Origin of the sequence: Bradyrhizobium sp. ORS 375 (genome assembly GCF_000239775.1) — a bacterium.
Classification (GTDB): domain Bacteria; phylum Pseudomonadota; class Alphaproteobacteria; order Rhizobiales; family Xanthobacteraceae; genus Bradyrhizobium.
The window spans coordinates 68161-87995 of sequence record NZ_CAFI01000037.1 but is presented as its reverse complement, the minus strand read 5'-3'; the positions used below and the strand labels follow the sequence as shown (position 1 = coordinate 87995).

The 19835-nt window shown below is 66.3% G+C and carries 12 protein-coding genes; all 12 read right to left on the bottom strand.

All coding sequences use genetic code 11. The annotated features are described in order from the left end of the window. Positions 1–73: 73 nt before the first annotated feature. The 12 genes from BRAO375_RS03510 to BRAO375_RS03455 all read right to left on the bottom strand — a co-directional run bounded on the left by BRAO375_RS03510 (position 74) and on the right by BRAO375_RS03455 (position 19428). On the bottom strand, positions 74–310 hold the full coding sequence (locus BRAO375_RS03510; protein WP_009026079.1) for a hypothetical protein: 237 nt from the start codon (positions 308–310) through the stop codon (positions 74–76). Positions 311–406: 96 nt separating this feature from the next. Further along, positions 407–1291, bottom strand: coding sequence for a manganese catalase family protein (locus BRAO375_RS03505; protein ID WP_009026078.1), 885 nt, complete (start codon positions 1289–1291; stop codon positions 407–409). A 168-nt stretch (positions 1292–1459) separates the two neighbouring features. Continuing rightward, positions 1460–2836, bottom strand: coding sequence for a sigma-54-dependent transcriptional regulator (locus tag BRAO375_RS03500; protein ID WP_009026077.1), 1377 nt, complete (start codon positions 2834–2836; stop codon positions 1460–1462). Positions 2837–2848: 12 nt separating this feature from the next. Further along, positions 2849–4648: a sensor histidine kinase gene (locus tag BRAO375_RS03495; RefSeq protein ID WP_009026076.1), complete on the bottom strand. Its 1800-nt coding sequence runs from the start codon at positions 4646–4648 to the stop codon at positions 2849–2851. A gap of 182 nt (positions 4649–4830) precedes the next feature. After that, entirely contained in the window at positions 4831–6153 is a 1323-nt protein-coding gene (locus BRAO375_RS03490) for an NAD(P)/FAD-dependent oxidoreductase (protein ID WP_009026075.1), read from the bottom strand. A 105-nt stretch (positions 6154–6258) separates the two neighbouring features. Continuing rightward, positions 6259–8538, bottom strand: a complete 2280-nt coding sequence (locus BRAO375_RS03485; RefSeq protein ID WP_009026074.1) for an NADP-dependent malic enzyme — start codon at positions 8536–8538, stop codon at positions 6259–6261. A 72-nt stretch (positions 8539–8610) separates the two neighbouring features. After that, positions 8611–9930 (bottom strand): dicarboxylate/amino acid:cation symporter, encoded by a 1320-nt coding sequence (locus BRAO375_RS03480; protein ID WP_009026073.1) that lies wholly within the window; start codon positions 9928–9930, stop codon positions 8611–8613. A 48-nt stretch (positions 9931–9978) separates the two neighbouring features. Beyond that, a complete protein-coding gene (gene lpdA / locus BRAO375_RS03475) occupies positions 9979–11724 on the bottom strand; it encodes a dihydrolipoyl dehydrogenase (RefSeq protein WP_009026072.1) in 1746 nt (581 codons plus the stop codon). Positions 11725–11983: 259 nt separating this feature from the next. After that, positions 11984–13522: a dihydrolipoyllysine-residue acetyltransferase gene (locus tag BRAO375_RS03470; RefSeq protein WP_009026070.1), complete on the bottom strand. Its 1539-nt coding sequence runs from the start codon at positions 13520–13522 to the stop codon at positions 11984–11986. Between the two features lie 24 nt (positions 13523–13546). Continuing rightward, positions 13547–16234: a pyruvate dehydrogenase (acetyl-transferring), homodimeric type gene (aceE, locus tag BRAO375_RS03465; protein ID WP_009026069.1), complete on the bottom strand. Its 2688-nt coding sequence runs from the start codon at positions 16232–16234 to the stop codon at positions 13547–13549. Positions 16235–16631: 397 nt separating this feature from the next. After that, positions 16632–16991 (bottom strand): hypothetical protein, encoded by a 360-nt coding sequence (locus BRAO375_RS03460; protein ID WP_244423109.1) that lies wholly within the window; start codon positions 16989–16991, stop codon positions 16632–16634. Between the two features lie 103 nt (positions 16992–17094). After that, the gene (locus BRAO375_RS03455) at positions 17095–19428 is read right to left on the bottom strand and encodes a TonB-dependent receptor (RefSeq protein ID WP_035638739.1); all 2334 of its coding nucleotides are present in this window, start codon (positions 19426–19428) and stop codon (positions 17095–17097) included. Positions 19429–19835 lie beyond the last annotated feature (407 nt).

Here is a 19835-nt window from a genome sequence, read left to right as displayed (position 1 = left end):
CCCGTGCCGCTGCCCCTCACCCAACCCTCTCCCCGTAAGAACGGGGAGAGGGAGCGCAGCGATTTCGCGGCTTCTATTTGCTGCCGCGTCGACCTGTCTTGCGGTTGAGCGGATCGCGCCGCTCGCGCATCAACCCTTCCGGCAGCACCGGCTCGGTGCCCGGCAGGGGTTCGGCGCGAACATCGGCGCCCCACTGCTCCTGCTGGCGGGGCGTCGTCGCGTCCTTGACTTGCTGCGGCTGCGGCAATCCGTCCTTGCTGACGGGGTCGTAGGCGCCGGAGCGCAGGTCGCGGGTGTCTCTGCCTGTCATGATCTCTCAACCAGCACCGTCCGGAATTCGTTCCTGCTCACCGTCACGGCGGCACCGGCGCCGAAAGCGGCGCCGGTGCGGGTGCCCTTGGGATCGTCAGGTCAGGGCGTTCGTGGTCGGCGACTTGCTCATCTGCTCGCGCTGCGCGGCGCTGTCAGGACGCGCAGGTCCCAGGTTCGGAACCTCGCCGAGCGGCTCGAAGCCCGGACGCATCGAGAACTGGCCCTGGCCGTCGGGCGTGCCACCCTCGCAATAGCGGCCGGGCTCCGGCGGCGTGCCGTTGCGCTCGGTGCCCATGAACATGTAGGCGAACTCGGTCGCCTCCTTGCTGCGATCGAAGCTGTTCGGGATCGGCAGCTGATCCGGGCCGAGATCCTCGATCACGGCGAGCCATTGCTGCTGGTGCATGGTGTCGCGCGCGATCAGATAGCTCAGCATGTCCTGCATGCCGCGGTCGGCGGTGGCGTTGTAGAGCCGCACGGCAAGCGTCCGTCCGGTCGACTCCGCGGCGACATTGCAATACATGTCGGCGGCCAGATTGCCGCTGGCGTAGATGTGCGAGCAGTCGAACGGCACGCCGTCGGCATTCGCCGGGAACGCCGCCATGCCGGTCGACAGGATGTGCCGGTGCAGCATGCCCTCGATGACATGACGCGGGCGCTCGCCGCCGCTCATGACGGCGCCGACCACCGGATTGGCTTGCAGGGTCGTCTCCTGCATCGTCGCCGGCGCGTTCTCCAGATTGAGCGCGACAGCGGTCGCCAGCATCTCGATGTGGCTGATCTCCTCGGTCGCGGTGTTGAGCAGCACGTCGCGATATTTGGCAGGTCCACGCGCACCCCAGGCCTGGAAGAAATATTGCAGGCAGACGCGGATCTCGCCTTCGACGCCGCCGATCGCCTGCTGCAGCTGACGCGCGAAGATCGGGTCGGGCGTCTCCACCGCCACCGGATACTGCAGCCGCTTGTCAAAGTAGTACATGCAAAGGTCTCCTGTTCGAAGTGACCTCGCGGCAATGATGTCCTGTGGTTGCCGTTCCTAACGCATGCGTAGCGCGGGTTTAAAACGACTCTAAAGCCGCGGCGTCCTGATCCAGGTTAGCGCCGCCGCGCGCAGGCGCGTGGCCGATCGTCGCGCGTGACGTGTGCATCAGGATTGCGGCCGCGCCGGCGCGCCCTCGCGGATGCCGTCGACATTGACGGCGAGCCGCTTGATCTTGTCGTACAGCGTCTGCTTGGGAATGCCGAGCATCGCCGCCGTCGCCTGCACGTCGCCGAGCTTGCGGCGGAGCGCATCCTCGACGATCGAGCGCTCGATGTTCTCCAACTGCCGCGGCAGCGACAGCTCGGAGGTCGTGGCCGCGGACCGGCTCAGCACCCTGCGGTCGAGCACGCCGAGCACGAAGCGGTCGGCGACGTTGCGCAGCTCGCGGACATTGCCGGGCCAGGCATGGCCGAGCAGCAGCGACATCGTCGCATCGTCGACGATCGGCGCGTCGCGCTCGAAGCGCTTGGCGGCGTCCAGCGTGAAATGTTCGAACAGGATCGGGATGTCCTCGCGCCGCTCGCGCAAGGGCGGCAGCTCGATGAAGGCAACGCCGAGGCGGTAGTAGAGATCGGCGCGGAACTGCTTGCTCTCGCTGAGCTCGTAGAGATTGGCCTTGCTGGCGGCGACGACGCGGCATTCCACCGCCACAGGCTTGTTGGAGCCGACGCGCTCGATCGCGCGGTCCTGCAGCGCGCGCAGCAGCTTGACCTGGACGCTGAGCGGCATGCTCTCGATCTCGTCGAGGAACAAGGTGCCGCCATGGGCGTACTCGATCTTGCCGATGCGCTGCTTGGTGGCGCCGGTGAACGCGCCGGCCTCGTGGCCGAACAACTCGCTCTCGACCAGCGACTCCGGCAGGCCGCCGCAATTGACCGCGACATAGTTGCCGGCACGGCGGGCGCTGTGCGCATGCAGGCAGCGCGCGACGACGTCCTTGCCGGTGCCTGTCTCGCCATAGATCGTGACGTCGACATTGGTCGAGGCGAGATTGGCGACGAGCCGGCGCACCTCCTGGATCTGCGGCGAGCGTCCGAGCAGGCTCGCCTCGATGCCCTGACGGTCGGCCAGCGCCGAGCGCAAGCTGCGCACCTCGAGAGTGAGCCGGCGTTTGTCGAGCGCGCGGCGCACGACGGAGACGAGCTGCTCGGACGAGCACGGCTTCTCGATGAAGTCATAGGCGCCGTTGCGCATCGCTTCCACGGCCATCGAGATATCGCCATGGCCGGTCACCAGGATGACCGGCAGATCCGGATCGAGCCGCTGCAGCTCCGACAACCATGCCGTGCCGCTCTTGCCGCGCAGCTGCACGTCGGAGACGACGACGAACGGCATGTCAGCGCGGACGACCGCGCTCGCCGACTCGACCGAGGCGAACGGCGTCACCGCGAGACCGGCGAGCTGCAGCGCCTGCACGGCGCCGATGCGGACATCCTCGTCGTCCTCGACATAGATCACGCCGATCGGCTGTTCAGAATTCATACGCGGACCTTCTCATGCGGCAAGCGGCAGAAGCAGGACGAACTCGGCGCCAATGGGATCGAGATTGCGCGCCCGCAGCTCGCCGCCAAACGAGCGCGCGATGTGATTGGCGATGACGAGGCCGAGGCCCAGCCCCTTGCCGGCCGGCTTGGTGGTCACGAACGGCTCGAACATGCGCTGCAGAACGTCGTCGGCGATCGCAGGGCCGCTGTTGCCGATGGCGATGCGGCACTGCCCGTCCTCACGCGCGGCGCGAATCGAGATGGACTTCTGCGCCGCGCCCTCAACGGCGTCGATCGCATTGGCGACGATGTTGCAGAGCAGTTGCTCGAGCCGGATCTGGTCGGCGCGGACCTGCAGCTCCGGCGCGAGATCGATGCTGACATCCACGCCGCAATCCTTCACCCGCGCGCCGAGGATCTTCAGCGTCTCCGCCACCGCCTGCTCGACCGCGACCACGTCGAGCGGCGCATTCGATTTGTAGGCGAACACGCGCAGCTGGCCGGTCAAGCGCGCCAAGCGGCGCACCAGCTCACCAATGCGGACGAGATTGCCCCGGGCCTCGCCGATCATGCCGCGATCGACGAACTGCACGGCATTGTCGGACGCGGTCTGCAGCGCCGCCAGCGGCTGATTGATCTCGTGCACCATGCCGGCCGACATCTGTCCGAGTACGGCGAGCTTGCCGGCATGCACCAGCTCGTCCTGCGCAGCGCGCAATTCGGCGGTGCGCTCCTGCACCCGGACTTCCAGCCGATCGTTGGCGGCCTGCAGCGCGGCCTGGCTCGCCAGCCGCTGCCGGATCTCGTTGCGGCGCTGCGCCAGCAGGCCGAACAGCAGCAGCGCCACGATGCTGGCGAGCCCCGACAGCGTGCCAATGATGAGGGCCGTGCGCCGGACCGGCGCCTCGTCGTCGAGCAGCATCAGCTGCCATTGCCGCTCGTGGAGCGAACGTTCGTCGATGCTGTAGACCGCGCCGCGCTCGGTCGTCACCCGCCCGCCGCGATCCGCGCGCTCCATGAAGGTCCAGCCGAGCGGCGCGAGGCTGGAGCTGCCATAGGGCTTCGACGTCGCGATCTCTTCCAGCGCATCGACCGTGAGCGGCGTCAGCGGGCGGAAGCGCCATTCGTCGCGCGAGGCGAGAATGGTGACGCCGCGCGCATCGACCAGCAGCATGTCGGCGCCGCGGTTGCGCCACTCGCGCTCGAACGCATCGAGATTGACCTTGACCACGGCGACGCCGATCGTCCGCCCGTCGCGCTTGATCGCGTAGGACAGATAGTAGCCGGCGCGGGCGCTGGTGATGCCGATGCCGAAGAAGGCGCCGCGGCCGGTCGCCAGCGCCTGGCGCATGTAGGGCCGGTAAGAAAGGTTGCTGCCGACCGGCGTGCCCGGCTGGTCGAAATCGGCCGCGGCGATCGCGTCGCCGTCGACGGTCAGGACATAGAGGTTGTCGGCGCCGGCCAGCAGATTGATCGACTTCAGGTACAGGCTGACGCTCTGCTGCAGGGCGCGGTCATCCGGTGTGCCGAGCAGCCTGAACACATCCGGCGAGGTCTCCAGCAGCGAGGGCAGATATTCGAAACGCGAGAGATAGCCGTCGAGCTGCGCGGCCTCGACCGCCAGCCGCTGCTGGGCGGCGGCGTGGCGCTGGTCGAGCCCGCGCGAGAAGGCGATGGCATAGCCGAGCCAGGCCGCCACGCCGACCAGCGCAAGGGCCAGCAGCCCGCGCAGGAGCCAGCCCGGGCGTCCCCGGACCATTGCGGCGTCGGGATGTCCCTCGAGGCCGATCCGGATGGGAAGGTCCGTCATCTCCTGAGCCGGGCAAATCCAGGGGGTGGCGGGCCGCGCCCACCGCGCCCGCATATCAGCCCTAAGTCTAGGGTCTTGCACCGGAATTTGCGACAGCAAAATCGGAGGCCGGCGCCGCGATGCCGTGCGACCGCCGCCTGAGCCCGGCGCTGCTGCGCCGATCGCTGCGGCGGATCCTCCCATCAATGCAGCTTCACATGCGGCTCGGTGCGGCGGGTGATCAGGCGCGCCAGCGTGTCCAGCGTGACCTTGGCGAGGCCGTGCAGCGCGTATTCATGCATCTTGTAGAGCGACAGATACATCATGCGCGCGAACATGCCCTCGAACACCAGATTGCCGCCGACCAGCGCCCCCATCATCGAGCCCACGGTGCTGAACTCGCCGAGCGACACCAGCGAGCCGAAGTCGCGATAGCGGTAGTCCGACAGCGGCTCGCCGCGGACGAAGCGCGGAATCTGCTTGTAGAGATGCGAGGCCTGCTGGTGCGCGGCCTGCGCCCGCGGCGGCACGTTGCCGCGCGTGCCCCAGGAGCAGGCCGAGCAGTCGCCGATGGCGAAGATGCGCTCGTCGCGCGTCGTCTGCAGGGTCTGCTTGACCACGAGCTGGTTGATGCGATTGGTCTCCAGCCCAGCGATATCCTTGAGAAAGTCAGGCGCCTTGACCCCGGCGGCCCAGACGATCAGCTCGGCCGGAATGACGCGGCCATCGGCGAGACTGACGCGGTCAGCCCCGACCTCGGCGACCTTGGCGCCGACCAGCACCTCGACGCCGAGCTTTTCCAGCAGCTTGCCGGTCTCGCTCGACACCCGCTCCGGCAAGGCCGGGAGCACCCGGGGCGCGGCCTCGATCAACGTGATCTTGATGTCCTTCTCGGCGTCGACCTGGTCGAGCCCGTAGGCCACCACCTCGCGCGTCGTGCGATGCAGCTCGGCCGCCAGTTCGACGCCGGTCGCGCCGGCGCCGATGATCGCGACCTTGAGCTGATGCAGCGCGATCGGCGAGGATTGCGAATGAGCGCGGATGCAGGCGTTGATCATGCGCTCGTGAAAGCGCCGGGCGTCACGCTGCGATTCCAGCTTGATGGCGTGATCGACCACGCCGGGCGTGCCGAAATCGTTGTTCTGGCTGCCAACCGAGATGACGAGCACGTCATAGGGGATGGTCCGCTGCGGCGTCACCTCGCGCCCCTCGGCGTCGAGGTAGGGCGCGACCAGCACCTCGCGCTTATCGCGGTCGAGCCCGATCATGTCGCCGATGCGGTAGTGGAAGCCGTGCCAATAGGCCTGCGCCAGATAGTCGACCTCATGCGCCGAGATGTCCATGCTGCCGGCGGCGATCTCGTGCAGCTTCGGCTTCCAGACATGGGTTCGGTTGCGCTCGACCAGCGTGACGTCGAGCCTGCCCTTGCGGCCGTATTTGTCGCCGAGCCGGGTCGCCAGCTCCAGGCCTCCGGCGCCGCCGCCGACGATCACGACACGAGGAACTCCGGACTGCGCAACGGCCATCATCAATCTCCCCAAGCGTGGCCGTGGCGCCGATGTCACTCCGCCAGCTTCACTCCGCCAGCTTCACTCCGCCAGCTTCACTCCGCCAGCGTCATGTCGCCAGCGTCATGTCGCCAGCGTCACCGACGTGCCGGCCACCGCAACCGCCGCCATGTTCACGATCCGGCGGACCGTGGACGACGGCGTCAGGATATGCGCCGGCTTTGCGGCACCGAGCAGGATGCCGCCCACCGTGAGCCCCTGCCCCGCGGCCATTCTTAGCAGATTATACGAGATGTTGGCTGCATCACGATTGGGCATCACCAGCACGTTTGCCGGGCCATCGAAGCGCGAATCCGGAAACTCGTGATCGAGGATGGACTGCGACAGCGCCGCATCGCCGCGCATTTCGCCCTCCACGATCAAAGCAGGCGACCGTTCGTGGATGATAGCCCGCGCCCGCCGCATCTTCTGCGCCTCCGGCGCGGCCGAGCTGCCGAAGCTCGAATGCGACAGCAGCGCCACGCGCGGCGTGATGCCGAAGCGGCTGACGGCCGTGGCAGCCAACAGCGCGATGTCGGCGACCTGCTCGGCCGAGGGATCGGCATTGCAGTGGGTGTCGCAGATGAACAGCTGATGCCGCTCGAGGATCAGCATCTGCATGACGGCGAGTGTCGCGACATCGTCGCGCAGGCCGATGACGTTGCGGATGGTCGTGAGATGATCGGAGGTCCGCCCGACCACACCGCACAGCATGGCATCGCCGTCGCCGCGCGCCAGCAGCAGCGAGGCCAGCACGGTCGCATTGTTGCGCGTCTCCGACAGCGCCAGGCCCGCTGAAACGCCATCGCGCTTGCGGCGCGCATGATACAGCTCGGCGCATTCGGCATGGACGTGCTCGTCCTGCGGATCGATGATCGCGCAATCCCGGCCCGGCTTGAGCCGCAGGCCGAACGTCTTGATCTGCTCCTCGATCACAGCGGAACGGCCGACCAGCTTCGGCAAAGCGAGCCCCTCGTCGACGATGATCTGCGCGGCGCGCAGCACCCGCTCCTCCTCGCCCTCTGCCAGCAGCAGCGACTTCGCCGCGCTCTTGGCGACCGCGAACACCGGCTGCATGGCATTGCCGGAGCGATAGACGAAGCGCGCCAGCTTCGCGCGATACTCCGCCATGTCGGCGATCGGGCGTCGCGCCACGCCGGTGTCCGCGGCGGCCTTGGCGACGGCGGGGGCGATGACCTCGATCAGGCGCGGGTCGAACGGTTTCGGAATGAGATAGTCGCGGCCGAAGCGCAGCCCCTCGCCCTTGTAGGCGGCGGCGACCACCTCCGGCACCTCGGTCATCGCGAGATCGGCCAGCGCCCGGACGGTGGCGAGCTTCATCGCGTCGTTGATGGTGGTCGCGCCGCAATCCAGCGCGCCGCGGAAGATGAACGGAAAGCACAGGACATTGTTGATCTGGTTCGGGAAGTCCGATCGCCCGGTGCCGATGATCGCATCGGGGCGCACCGCCAGCGCGTCCTGCGGCATGATCTCCGGCGTCGGATTGGCCATGGCGAAGATCAGGGGATCGCGCGCCATGCGCTGGACCATGTCGGGCTTCAGCACGTTGCCGGCTGACAAGCCGAGGAAGATGTCGGCGCCCTCGATGATGTCCCCGAGCGTGCGCGCCGAGGTCTCCACCGCATAGCGCGCCTTGTTGTCGTCCATGCCCTCGGCGCGGCCGGCATGGACCACGCCGAACACGTCGCTGACGATGATGCGCTCCCGCGGCAGGCCGAGGCTGACGATCAGATCCAGACAGGCGAGCGCCGCGGCGCCGGCGCCCGAGCACACCAGCCGCACCTGGCTGATATCCTTCTTGACCAGCTTGAGCCCGTTGAGGATCGCGGCCGCCACGATGATCGCGGTGCCGTGCTGGTCGTCGTGGAACACCGGGATCTTCATCCGCTCGCGCAGCTTCTGCTCGATGGAGAAGCACTCGGGCGCCTTGATGTCCTCCAGATTGATGCCGCCGAAGGTCGGCTCCATCCGCGCGATGGTCTCGATCAGCGCGTCCGGATCGGTCTCCGCCAGCTCGATGTCGAACACGTCGATGCCGGCGAACTTCTTGAACAGGCAGGCCTTGCCTTCCATGACAGGCTTGCCCGCCAGCGGCCCGATATTGCCGAGGCCGAGCACGGCCGTGCCGTTGGTGATGACGGCGACGAGATTGCTGCGCGCGGTCAGCTCGTCGGCCTGCGCCGGATCGGCGGCGATCACCAGGCATGGCTCGGCCACCCCGGGCGAATACGCCAGCGCCAGGTCGCGCTGCGTCGCCATCGCCTTGGTCGGCACCACGGAGATTTTTCCGGGCCTCGGCAGGCGGTGATATTCGAGCGCGGCGTCTTTCAGATCCCTGTCCATCATGGTCCCCGAACTCACATGCTCATCTGCGAAGGGCCGGGACTGGCCGCGCCAGTCCCGGCCCTTCGATCGCTAGCCGGTCGTGACCGCGACTTCGACATCCGACGGATCGATGTCGCGGTCCAGCGCGGCGCGCAGCTTGTCGCGGTCGAGCTCGCCCTCCCACCAGGCGACGATGACGCACGCCACGCCATTGCCGCAGAGATTGGTCAGCGCGCGGCACTCGCTCATGAACTTGTCGATGCCGAGCACGATCGCCATGCCCGGAACGAGCTCCGGCCGGACGGCCGCGAGCGTGCCGGCAAGGGTGATGAAGCCCGCACCGGTGATGCCGGACGCGCCCTTCGAGGTCAGCATCGCGACCAGCAGGATCGTGATCTGCTCGCCGAACGAGAGATGCACGTTCATCGCCTGGGCGATGAACAAGGTCGCCAAGGTCATGTAGATGTTGGTGCCGTCGAGATTGAACGAGTAGCCGGTCGGAACGACCAGACCCACCACCGGCTTGGAGCAGCCGAGGCGCTCGAGCTTCTCCATCATCTGCGGCAGCGCGCTCTCCGACGACGAGGTGCCGAGCACGATCAGGAGCTCGTCCTTGATGTATTTCAGGAACTTGAAGATCGAGAAGCCAGCGATGCGGGCGATGATGCCGAGCACGATCACGACGAAGGCGAGCGCGGTGAGATAGAAGGTCGCGATCAGGCCGGCGAGATTGCCGAGCGCCTGTGGGCCATAGCGTCCGATGGTGAAGGCCATGGCGCCGAACGCGCCGATCGGAGCGGCCTTCACGACGATGGCGATGACGCCGAAGATCGCGTGCGCGGCGTCGTCGATGAAGGCGCGCATGGTGTGACCGCGCTCACCGAGGCTCATCAGCGCGATGCCGAACAGGATCGAGAACAGCAGCACCTGCAGGATCTCGCCTTGAGCGAACGCACCCACGACCGTGTCCGGGATGATATGGAGCACAAAGTCGACCGACTTCATCTCACTCGCCTGCTTGGCGTAATTGGCGACCGCCGCGGCGTTGGTCTGGCCCTGGAAGCCGGCGCCGGGCTGGATGAAGTTGCCGACGATCAGGCCGAGCGCGAGCGCGAAGGTCGAGACGATCTCGAAATAGATCAGCGCCTTGATGGCGACGCGGCCGACCTTCTTGACCTCCGAGACGTGGGCGATGCCCGACACCACGGTGCAGAAGATCACCGGCGCGATCACCATCTTGATCAGCTTGACGAAGCCGTCGCCGAGCGCCTTGATCCATTCGTTCTTGCCGAGCTCAGGCCAGACCCAGCCGACGATGACGCCGAGCACGATGGCGACCAGGACCTGGACATAGAGGACCCGATAGAACGGCTTTTTCGGCGCCGCGGCCGCTGTAGTGGTTGCAGACATCGAATGTGATCTCCCTGGTCTCGCTTGTCTAAGTCGCGTCTCGCCGGCCTACTTCCGCTTCTGCGGCGGCAGGTCGGTGCAATGCCCTTCGAACACCTCGGCAGCCATGCCGATGGATTCGCCGAGCGTCGGATGCGGATGGATGGTCTTGCCGATATCGGCGGGCTCGCAGCCCATCTCGATGGCCAAGCAGATCTCGCTGATGAGATCGCCCGCATGGGTGCCGACGATGCCGCCACCGATGATGCGATGGGTCGTGCTGTCGAACAGCAATTTGGTGAAGCCCTCGTCACGGCCATTGGCGATGGCACGTCCCGAGGCTGCCCAGGGGAACACCGCCTTGCCGACCTTGAGGCCTTCGGCCTTGCACTGCTCCTCGGTCTTGCCGGCCCAGGCAACTTCCGGATCGGTGTAGGCCACCGACGGAATCTGCCGTGCGTCGAAATAGGACTTCTCGCCATGCGCGGCTTCCGCCGCGACATGCCCCTCGTGGACGGCCTTGTGCGCCAGCATCGGCTGCCCCACGACGTCGCCGATCGCGAAGATGTGCGGCACGTTGGTGCGCAGCTGCCTGTCGACATGGATAAAGCCGCGCTCGGTCACGGCGACGCCGGCCTTGTCGGCACCGATTGTCTTGCCGTTCGGGCTGCGCCCGACCGCCACCAGCACGAGGTCATAAAGCTGCGGCCCCGCCGGCGCCTGCTCGCCTTCGAAGCTGACCTCGATCCCGGCGTCGGTCGCCTTGGCGCCGACAGTCTTGGTCTTCAGCATCACCTTGTCGAAGCGATGCGCATTGATCTTCTCCCAGACCTTGACCAGGTCGCGATCGGCGCCCTGCATCAGGCCGTCGAGCATCTCGACGACGTCGATGCGCGCGCCGAGCGTGGAGTAGACCGTCGCCATCTCCAACCCGATGATGCCGCCGCCGATCACCAGCATCTTCTTCGGGATCGATTTGAGCTGCAGCGCGCCGGTGGAATCCACGATGCGCGGATCGTCAGGCAGGAACGGCAGCTTCACCGCCTGGCTGCCGGCGGCGATGATCGCCTTGGCGAACCGGATCGTGGTCTTGCCGCTGCCGGCCGTCACCTCGAGATGCTGCGGATCCAGGAAGCTGCCGACGCCGGTCACCACCTCGACCTTGCGCGCCTTGGCCATGCCGGCGAGGCCGCCGGTGAGCTTCTTGATGACCCCGTCCTTGAAGCCGCGCAGCTTGTCGAGGTCGATCTGCGGCGCGCCGAAGCTGATGCCGTGATCGGGCAGATGCTTGACCTCGTCGATGACCGAGGCGGTATGCAGCAGCGCCTTGCTGGGGATGCAGCCGACGTTGAGGCAGACGCCGCCGAGCGTGCCGTAGCGCTCGACCAGCACCGTCTTCATGCCGAGATCGGCGGCGCGGAACGCAGCCGAGTAGCCGCCCGGGCCGGCACCGAGCACCAGCATCTCGCAGTCGATGTCGGCCTTGCCGGAATAGGACGACGCGATCGGCGCGGGCGCCGGAGTTGCCGCCGGCGGCGGCGCGACCGGAGCCGGCGCCGGGCTGGAGGCTGCGCCTGTTGTCTCCAGACTGAGAATGACCGAGCCCTCGCTGACCTTGTCGCCGGTCTTGATCCGGAGTTCCTTGACGGTGCCGGCGTGCGACGACGGGATCTCCATCGACGCCTTGTCGGACTCGACGATGATCAGGCTGGTGTCGACCGCCACGGTCTCGCCCGGCTTCACCAGCACCTCGATGATGGCGACATCCTTGAAGTCGCCGATGTCGGGGACCTTCACGTCGATCAGATGAGCCATGCTGTTGCCTCCGCCGTTCCGGTGTGTGCGCGCATGTTTGCTGGTTGGAGGCGATCTGTTGCGCCGGCGGCGGTGTGCTCCCTCTCCCCGTCCTTCACGGGGAGCGGCTCGGGGTGAGGGGCTCTCTCCACGAGCACGGTGCGTGGATAGCCCCCCTCACCCGGATTGCATCTACGATGCAATCCGGCCTCTCCCCGCGCGCGGGGAGAGGCGAGCACCGCACGCGCCGCGCGATTCGTGCTCATCATCATCTCGATCCTCAGAACAGCACGCGCCGGAGATCGGCGAGCACGGTGGCGAAGTGGACGTTGAAGCGGGCGGCGGCGGCGCCGTCGATGACGCGGTGGTCCCAGGACAAGGACAGCGGCAGCGTGAGACGCGACGTCCAGGCCTGGCCATCGCTCGAATGCTGCTTCCAGTAGCCCTTGCAGACGCCCATGATCGCGACCTCGGGGGCGTTGATGATCGGGGTGAAGTAGATGCCGCCGATGCCGCCGAGCGAGGAGATCGAGAAGGTGCCGCCCTGCATCTGCTCCGGCTTGATCTTGCCCTCGCGCGCGAGCCTGGCGAGGTCGTTCATCTCCTTGGCGATCTCCGGGATCGACTTCTTGTCGGCATCCCGGATCACCGGCACCATCAGGCCGTTCGGCGTGTCCGCGGCGAAGCCGATGTGCCAGTAGTTCTTATGGACCAGCGTGTCGCCGTCGAGACTGGCGTTGAACTCGGGAAATTTCTTCAGGGTGGCGACCGCCGCCTTCACCATGAACGGCAGCAGCGAGAGCTTCACGCCACTCTTCTCCAGCTCCTTGTTCATCTTGACGCGGAACTGCTCGAGCTCGGTGATATCAGCCTCGTCGTGCGTGGTGACATGCGGGATGACCACCCAGTTGCGGTGCAGGTTCGCCGCAGAGATCTTCTTGATGCGGCCGAGCTCCTTGCGCTCGACCGGACCGTATTTGGCGAAGTCGACCTTCGGCCAGGGCAGCAGATCGAGGCCGGCGCCTCCGGTGCTCGCGGCTACGGCTTGGGGCTTACCCGGCGCAGTGCCGCTTTTCGTGAAAGCCTCGACATCCTCGCGCAGGATGCGGCCGTGATTGCCCGTGCCCTTCACCTTGCCGAGATCGACGCCCAACTCGCGGGCGAGCTTGCGGACGGCAGGACCGGCGTAAGCGAGCACGAATGCGCTGTCGTCGACGGCAGCTGCAGCCGGCGCTGCGACAGCGGGCGCGACGGCGGCCGGTGGTGCGCTCGCTGCAACGACGGTCTCGCCGGTCGCCAGCACCAGGATGATGGCCCCCTCGCTGACCCTGTCGCCGACCTTCACCTTGAGCTCACGCACCGTGCCGGACAGCGGTGCCGGCACCTCCATGGTCGCCTTGTCGGATTCCAACGCGATCAACGGATCCTCGGCCTTCACACTGTCGCCCGTCTTGACGAAGATCTCGATCACCGGAACGTCCTTGAAGTCGCCGATGTCGGGCACGCGCACCTCGGCGACACCTGCCGGCGCACTCACCGGCGACGGCGGCGCACTGACGACGGGACGCGCCTCGGCCTGCGCCGCGCCGGCGTCCTCGAACTGCACGACGACGGTGCCTTCGCTGACCTTGTCGCCGACCTTGACGATGACGGCCTTGACGACGCCGTCGCGCGGCGACGGCACCTCCATCGTCGCCTTATCGGATTCCAGCGCAATCAGCGGGTCTTCCGCCTTCACGCTGTCGCCCGGCTTGACGAAGATCTCGATCACCGGGACGTCCCTGAAGTCACCGATGTCGGGTACTCTGATGTCAGTCATCGCTAGGTCCTCGGCTCGCTGCGTCTAGAGGGTCCAGGGCGCAGCGCACCCGGCATCGATCTGATATTTCGCAATCGCCGCGGCGACGGTCTCCGGCTTGATGCGGCCGTCATCGGCCAGCGCCTTGAGCGCAGCGATGGCGACGTAATGCCGGTCGACCTCGAAGAAGCGCCGGAGCTTGACGCGATAGTCGCTGCGGCCAAAGCCGTCGGTGCCGAGCACGACGTAGCGGCGGCCGGCGGCGTGGACGTATTCGCGGATCTGGTCCGGATAGTTGCGCATGTAGTCGGTCGAGGCGACGACCGGGCCGGCATGCCCGTCGAGCTGTGCCTCGACCCAGCTCTTGCGGCGCGGCTCGGTCGGATGCAGCAGGTTCCAGCGCTCCGCCGCCATGCCGTCGCGGCGCAGCTCGTTGAAGCTGGTCGCGCTCCAGACGTCGGCGACGACGCCGAAATCGGTCTTGAGCAGCTCGGCGGCCGCGATCACCTCGCGCAGGATCGTGCCCGAGCCCATCAGTTGCACGCGAGGCGCCGCGGCGTTCGCCTCGCCTCCGTTCTTGAGCAGATAAAGCCCCTTGAGAATGCCCTGCTCCGCGCCCTCGCCGGCTTCCGCCAGCGCCGGATGCGGGTAGTTCTCGTTCATCAAGGTGATATAGTAATAGACATCCTCCTGCGCCTCGTACATGCGGCGCATACCCTCGCGGACGATGGTGACGACCTCATAGGCGAAGGTCGGGTCGTAGGACACGCAGTTCGGAACGGTTGCCGCCAGGATGTGACTGTGGCCATCCTCGTGCTGCAGGCCCTCGCCGTTCAGGGTGGTGCGCCCGGCCGTGCCGCCGAGCAGGAAGCCGCGGGCGCGCATATCGCCGGCGAGCCAGGCGAGATCGCCGACGCGCTGCAGGCCGAACATCGAATAGTAGATGTAGAACGGGATCATCGGCACGTTGTTGGTGCTGTAGGACGTCGCCGCGACGATCCAGCTCGACATCGCGCCGCCCTCGTTGATGCCTTCCTGCAGCACTTGGCCGGTCTTGTCCTCGCGGTAATACATCAGCTGGTCGGCGTCCTGCGGCCGGTACAGCTGGCCGACGGAGGAGTAGATGCCGAGCTGGCGGAACATGCCCTCCATGCCGAAGGTGCGGGATTCGTCGGGCACGATCGGCACGATGTGCTTGCCGATCGCCTTGTCGCGCACCAGCGTGCCGAGCATCTGCACGAACGCCATGGTGGTCGAGATCTCGCGCTCGCCGGTCGCGTCGAGCAGGCGCTGGAACGTGGACAGCGGCGGGATCGGCAGCGACGCCGATTTGCGCCGGCGCTGCGGCAGGCTGCCGCCGAGACGCGCGCGCTGGGCGTGGAGATATTGCATCTCCGGGCTGTTCTCGGCCGGCCGGATGAACGGCACCTTGGCGAGATCCTCGTCGGCGACCGGCACCTGGAAGCGGTCGCGGAAGCCGCGCAGCGCGTCCTGGGTCATCTTCTTGGCCTGGTGCGCGATCATCTGGCCTTCGCCGGATTCACCCATGCCGTAGCCCTTCACCGTCTTCGGCAGGATGACGGTCGGCTGCCCCTTGTGATTGACCGCCGCCGCATAGGCCGCGAACACCTTCTCCGGATCATGGCCGCCGCGGGTGAGCTTCCAGATCTCGTCGTCGCTCATGTCGGCGACGAGCTGCTTCAGCTCCTCATACTTGCCGAAGAAGTGCTCGCGGATATAGGCGCCGCTCTTGCTCTTGAAGTCCTGGTACTCGCCGTCGACGCACTCCTCCATGCGCTTCAGCAATAGACCGGTCTTGTCCTGCTGCAGCAGGCGGTCCCAGCCCGAGCCCCACAGCACCTTGATGACGTTCCACCCCGCCCCGCGGAACACGCTCTCCAGTTCCTGCACGATCTTGCCGTTGCCGCGCACCGGACCGTCGAGCCGCTGCAGATTGCAGTTGATGACGAAGATCAGGTTGTCGAGCTTCTCGCGGCCGGCGAGCGAGATCGCGCCGAGCGATTCCGGCTCGTCGGTTTCGCCGTCGCCCATGAACGCCCAGACCTTGCGGTTGGCGGTCTCGGCGAGCTTGTGGTTCTCGAGATATTTCAGGAAGCGCGCCTGATAGATCGCGACCAGCGGTCCGAGTCCCATCGACACCGTTGGAAACTGCCAGAAGTCCGGCATCAGCCAGGGATGCGGATAGCTCGACAACCCCTTGCCGCCGGTCTCCTGGCGGAATCCGAGCAGTTGGTCCTCGGTCAAGCGACCTTCGAGAAAGGCGCGCGCGTAGATGCCGGGCGAGCTGTGGCCCTGCACGAAGATGAGATCACCGCCATGCGTGTCCGTCGGAGCGTGCCAGAAATGGCCAAAGCCGATGTCGTAGAGCGTGGCCGCCGACTGGAAGCTCGCGATGTGGCCGCCGAGCTCCGAGCTCTCCTTGTTGGCGCGCAGCACGATCGCCAGCGCATTCCAGCGGATGATCGAGCGGAGCTTGTGCTCCAGCGCGCGATCGCCGGGCAGCGCCGGCTGCTGGTTCACGGGGATCGTGTTGCAATAGGGCGTGGTCAGCGACTGACCGACCGGCAGGCCGTCACGCCGCGCCGCGTCGAGCACGGCCTTGACGATGAAGCGGGCGCGCTCATCGCCGCGATGACCGCGCACCGCCGCCAGCGCCTCGAGCCATTCGCGGGTTTCCTGCGGATCCAGGTCGTTCGCGTCCGCAATCGTCATCTTGGTCTCCCCTGCATGCCGAAGTCACACGTCCAGAAGCGCAGCCGCCGGCATCCGGCGAACACGCGATGCGCGGGCGCAAACGCCCGGCTGGTCGTCTCAGGTCAGGGATGGCTGTGAGCTGGCATCCGGACGTCCCCTCGCGTCGTTGTTCTGGAGCTGGCGCTCGTTTGGGGGCACGTAAAGCAGCATCCGTGCCAGCTGCGGGGAACGGCTGGGAGAAGTCCGCATCTCCCTCAAATGGCTGATATTTGCCGGCCCACGCGGTCGCGACCGGCGGCTGCGGCCGGTCGCGCGTCTGGACTTTCGGAAACGGGCATGGAGGACCGTCCGGAAAACCGGACGGCCATGGGACGAGCCGGGAGATCCCCCTGCGGCCGATCCGCCGGTGAGATCGTCAGCCTGGCTCCTTGGAGGGCGTCGTCCCGGCAGCGGCCTTGGGATCCAGCCGTCGCCGGCGCGCGCCCAGCCGCGACCTCCGGATGCGCCGTTTGCGGAACTCCAATCCGCACATCGCGACGTCGATGCTCTCGGTCGGACGGCGCAGGCGGCGTCCGTGAGAGCCGAGCCACGTCTCGACCTGCCGCACCACGACGCGATTGAGCCCCAGGCGGCGCAACAGCTCGTCGCGCGTATGCAGCGAGGCGATGTCGACGATGTAGTCGAGCTGCTCGGACACCGTCGCGCCGACCAGCCGCGCGTAATCACTGGATAAAAAAAGAGTCACGATCCGCTCAGGCAGATGCGGCCCAGCCATGTCCCACTCCCGCACTCAGCCGCGCCTGCGGACCGCGCGACGTGCCGGCCGTTCGAATTGGGCCTGCACGTCGCTGATCCCACTGGTGCGCCGGCGCCCGACCTCAGAAGTTGAAGGTGGTCGAGACGAGATAGGTGCGCGGTGCACCCAGGGTGATCACGCCGCTATAGGCCGACGCCCAATACGCCGTATTGAAAACGTTCTCGACGCTGCCCCTGACCACGATCGGCTTGCCATTCCATGGTGACTTGAACGTGTAGCGCGCGCCAAGATCGACCCGCGTCCAATCCGGCAACGACAGCGTATTTGCGGCGTTGACGTATTGCGCGCCGGTATAGACGAAGCGCCCGGTCAGGGTCAGATCGCGTACAAATGGCGTATCCCACTCGGCGCCGAGGTTGACGGTGAGCTCCGGCACGCCGATCGCGCGCTTGCCGTCAGTCGCTCCTCCCTGGGTCTTCTCCTGGACGCCGTGCGTATAGGCGACGCCCCCGAGCAGCCGCAGCGTCGGCATGACCTCGCCGAACACGTTGAACTCGGCGCCGGTGTTGCGCTGCAGGCCGTTGAGCACCTGAGTCGCCTGCGTCGCGCCCGCAGCTGTCACGCTGATGATGCTCGGCCGCGAGATATCGAAGGCGCTGACAGTGGTCGTGATGCGGCCGAAATCGACCTTGATGCCGGCCTCGACCTGCTTGGTCTGGCCGGGCGGAAACACCGTGCCCACATTGGTGAAATTGCCGGTCACGACGGCTGGCGTCTGCAGGCCCTCGATATAGTTGGCGTAGAGCGAGACGTTCTGGACCGGCTTCACCACGAGCGCATAGGCCGGCGTCCAGACCGATGTATCCGCGAAAGGCCGGCTCACGCCATTGGGAAGATAGTTCGCGACCTCCGTGCCCGCCGTTTGCCGCCGTGCGCCGACCGTCAGCTGGATCCGCTTGTCCAGCAGCGACATGGTGTCGGAGACGCCGATGCTCCACAGATTGGCGCCGACCTGCTGATTGGCTGCCAGAGCGGAAGAGAATCCCGGCAGCGCGATATTGCTCGGATCGGCATAAAGGTTCCACGCCGTCGCCGGGATGGTCGCTGCGGTCACGACGCGCTGGGTATAGGTACGATCGGTGACGGAATAGCCGACATTGAGGGCGTGGTTCACCGGCCCGGTGTCGACCGTCATTCGGAGCCCGGCCTCGCCCGCAAAGGTCTGATAGGTTTCGCTCCCGGACAACGGCAGACCGCTCAAATTGCCATTGTTGGAGATCACCGGCGAGGGATAGCGGTAGTTGATGTTGCTGTCGTGATAGCCGAATCCCGCATAGGCGGTGATGCGGTCATTGAGATCGACCTCGCCTTTCACCGTCGAGAAGAAGTCGGTCGGAGCGTAGTACGCCCACGGCACCTGGAAATTGGTGCCCGCCGAGGGCGGCGCCGGAATGCTGGTCGTGGTCGCGCCGATGGTGAAGAATCGCAGCGGCGGGTTCAGTTGATCGGCCTGGTAGCCGACATCCGCGTCGATCCGCACGTTATCGCCGTGATAGTCGACGGCGAGATGGGCATTGCCGAACTCGTCCTTCTGACGGTCCCAAGCCGTGTTGCCGTTCGAATAGGTGCTGTTCAGCCGGACACCCCATTCCTTGTGCTCGCCATAGCGGCGGCTGACGTCGACCTGTTCGCCGAACTGCGATTTCGAGGCGTAAGTCGTCGTCAGCTGCGTGATATCCGTCTCGGGCGCATGCTTCGTCACCAGGTTGACGCTGCCACCGACCGCGCCGCCACTCGATGCACCGGTGCCGCCCACCGTCATGCCATTGAGCAGAGCCGCCGGGCCCTTCAGCAGCTCGACGCGTTCGATGAAGTTGGCGCCCGTCGAATAATACGGCGCAATTCCAGCCAGGCCGTTCAAGGCGTAGTCGCCGCTGTCGTAGTAGAAGCCGCGGATGAACAGGCTGTCGGCGCCGCCGCCGGCGGCCTGGATCGTGCGCACCGAGGGATCGTTGATCAGCACGTCGCGGATGGTGCGGGCCTGCTGGTTCTGGATCAGTTGCGAGGTGAAGCTCGTCTGGTTGAACGGCGTGTCCATCACGCCGCGGTTGCCGAGCAGGCCGAGCCCGCCCCCGCTGGCGACCTGGCCGCCGGCATAGGGCGACGGTGGCGCGCCGATCGTTCCGGTGGAGGGCGTCACGTAGGGCACCGGCGCCCTCGGAGGCAGATTGCGCGCCGCGACCCGTCGCTGCACGTTGCGCGTCGAGGTCGCCTGGCTCCTTTGCGTGGTCTGCCTGGTGGTCTTCGGCTTCGGCGCCTCGACCGTCACGTCGGGAAGCTTGGTCTGCGCATATGCCTGCGGAATGCCTCCGATACCCAGCGTGAGCGCCAGCGAGCTCACACATCCCAACGAAACGCTCCACCTGACGTCTCTATCCTTCACGCAACAACTCATTCCGTCACCCCGATCATTCCAACTTCAAACTTGGTTCATCGGCGCTCCTAACACACAGGTATCCGAGGATGGCGTCGGACCACGTAGAAGATGTCTAACGAGCGACATTTCCATCGCGACTGGCGATTCAAGAGGTTGCCGCTACAGCAGGATTTCCTGCACGGCAGATTTTTCGAAGACTTCAAAAGAAGCGCAGAGATTGGGAGCGGCGAGGCGTGACTGACCTGCTCAGCCCACGCCAAGACTCCTGCTCATGCTACCCATGCAGATAGGACAATTCGTCAGACGACGTTGAGCTGTTAGTTATACAAACTCTTGATTCAGATCTGCTTCAGACTGACCCCACACGCGACGGATGCCGTCTTATTTGCGGCCATCGGCCGCACTCTGTGTCTGAATGTACGCGA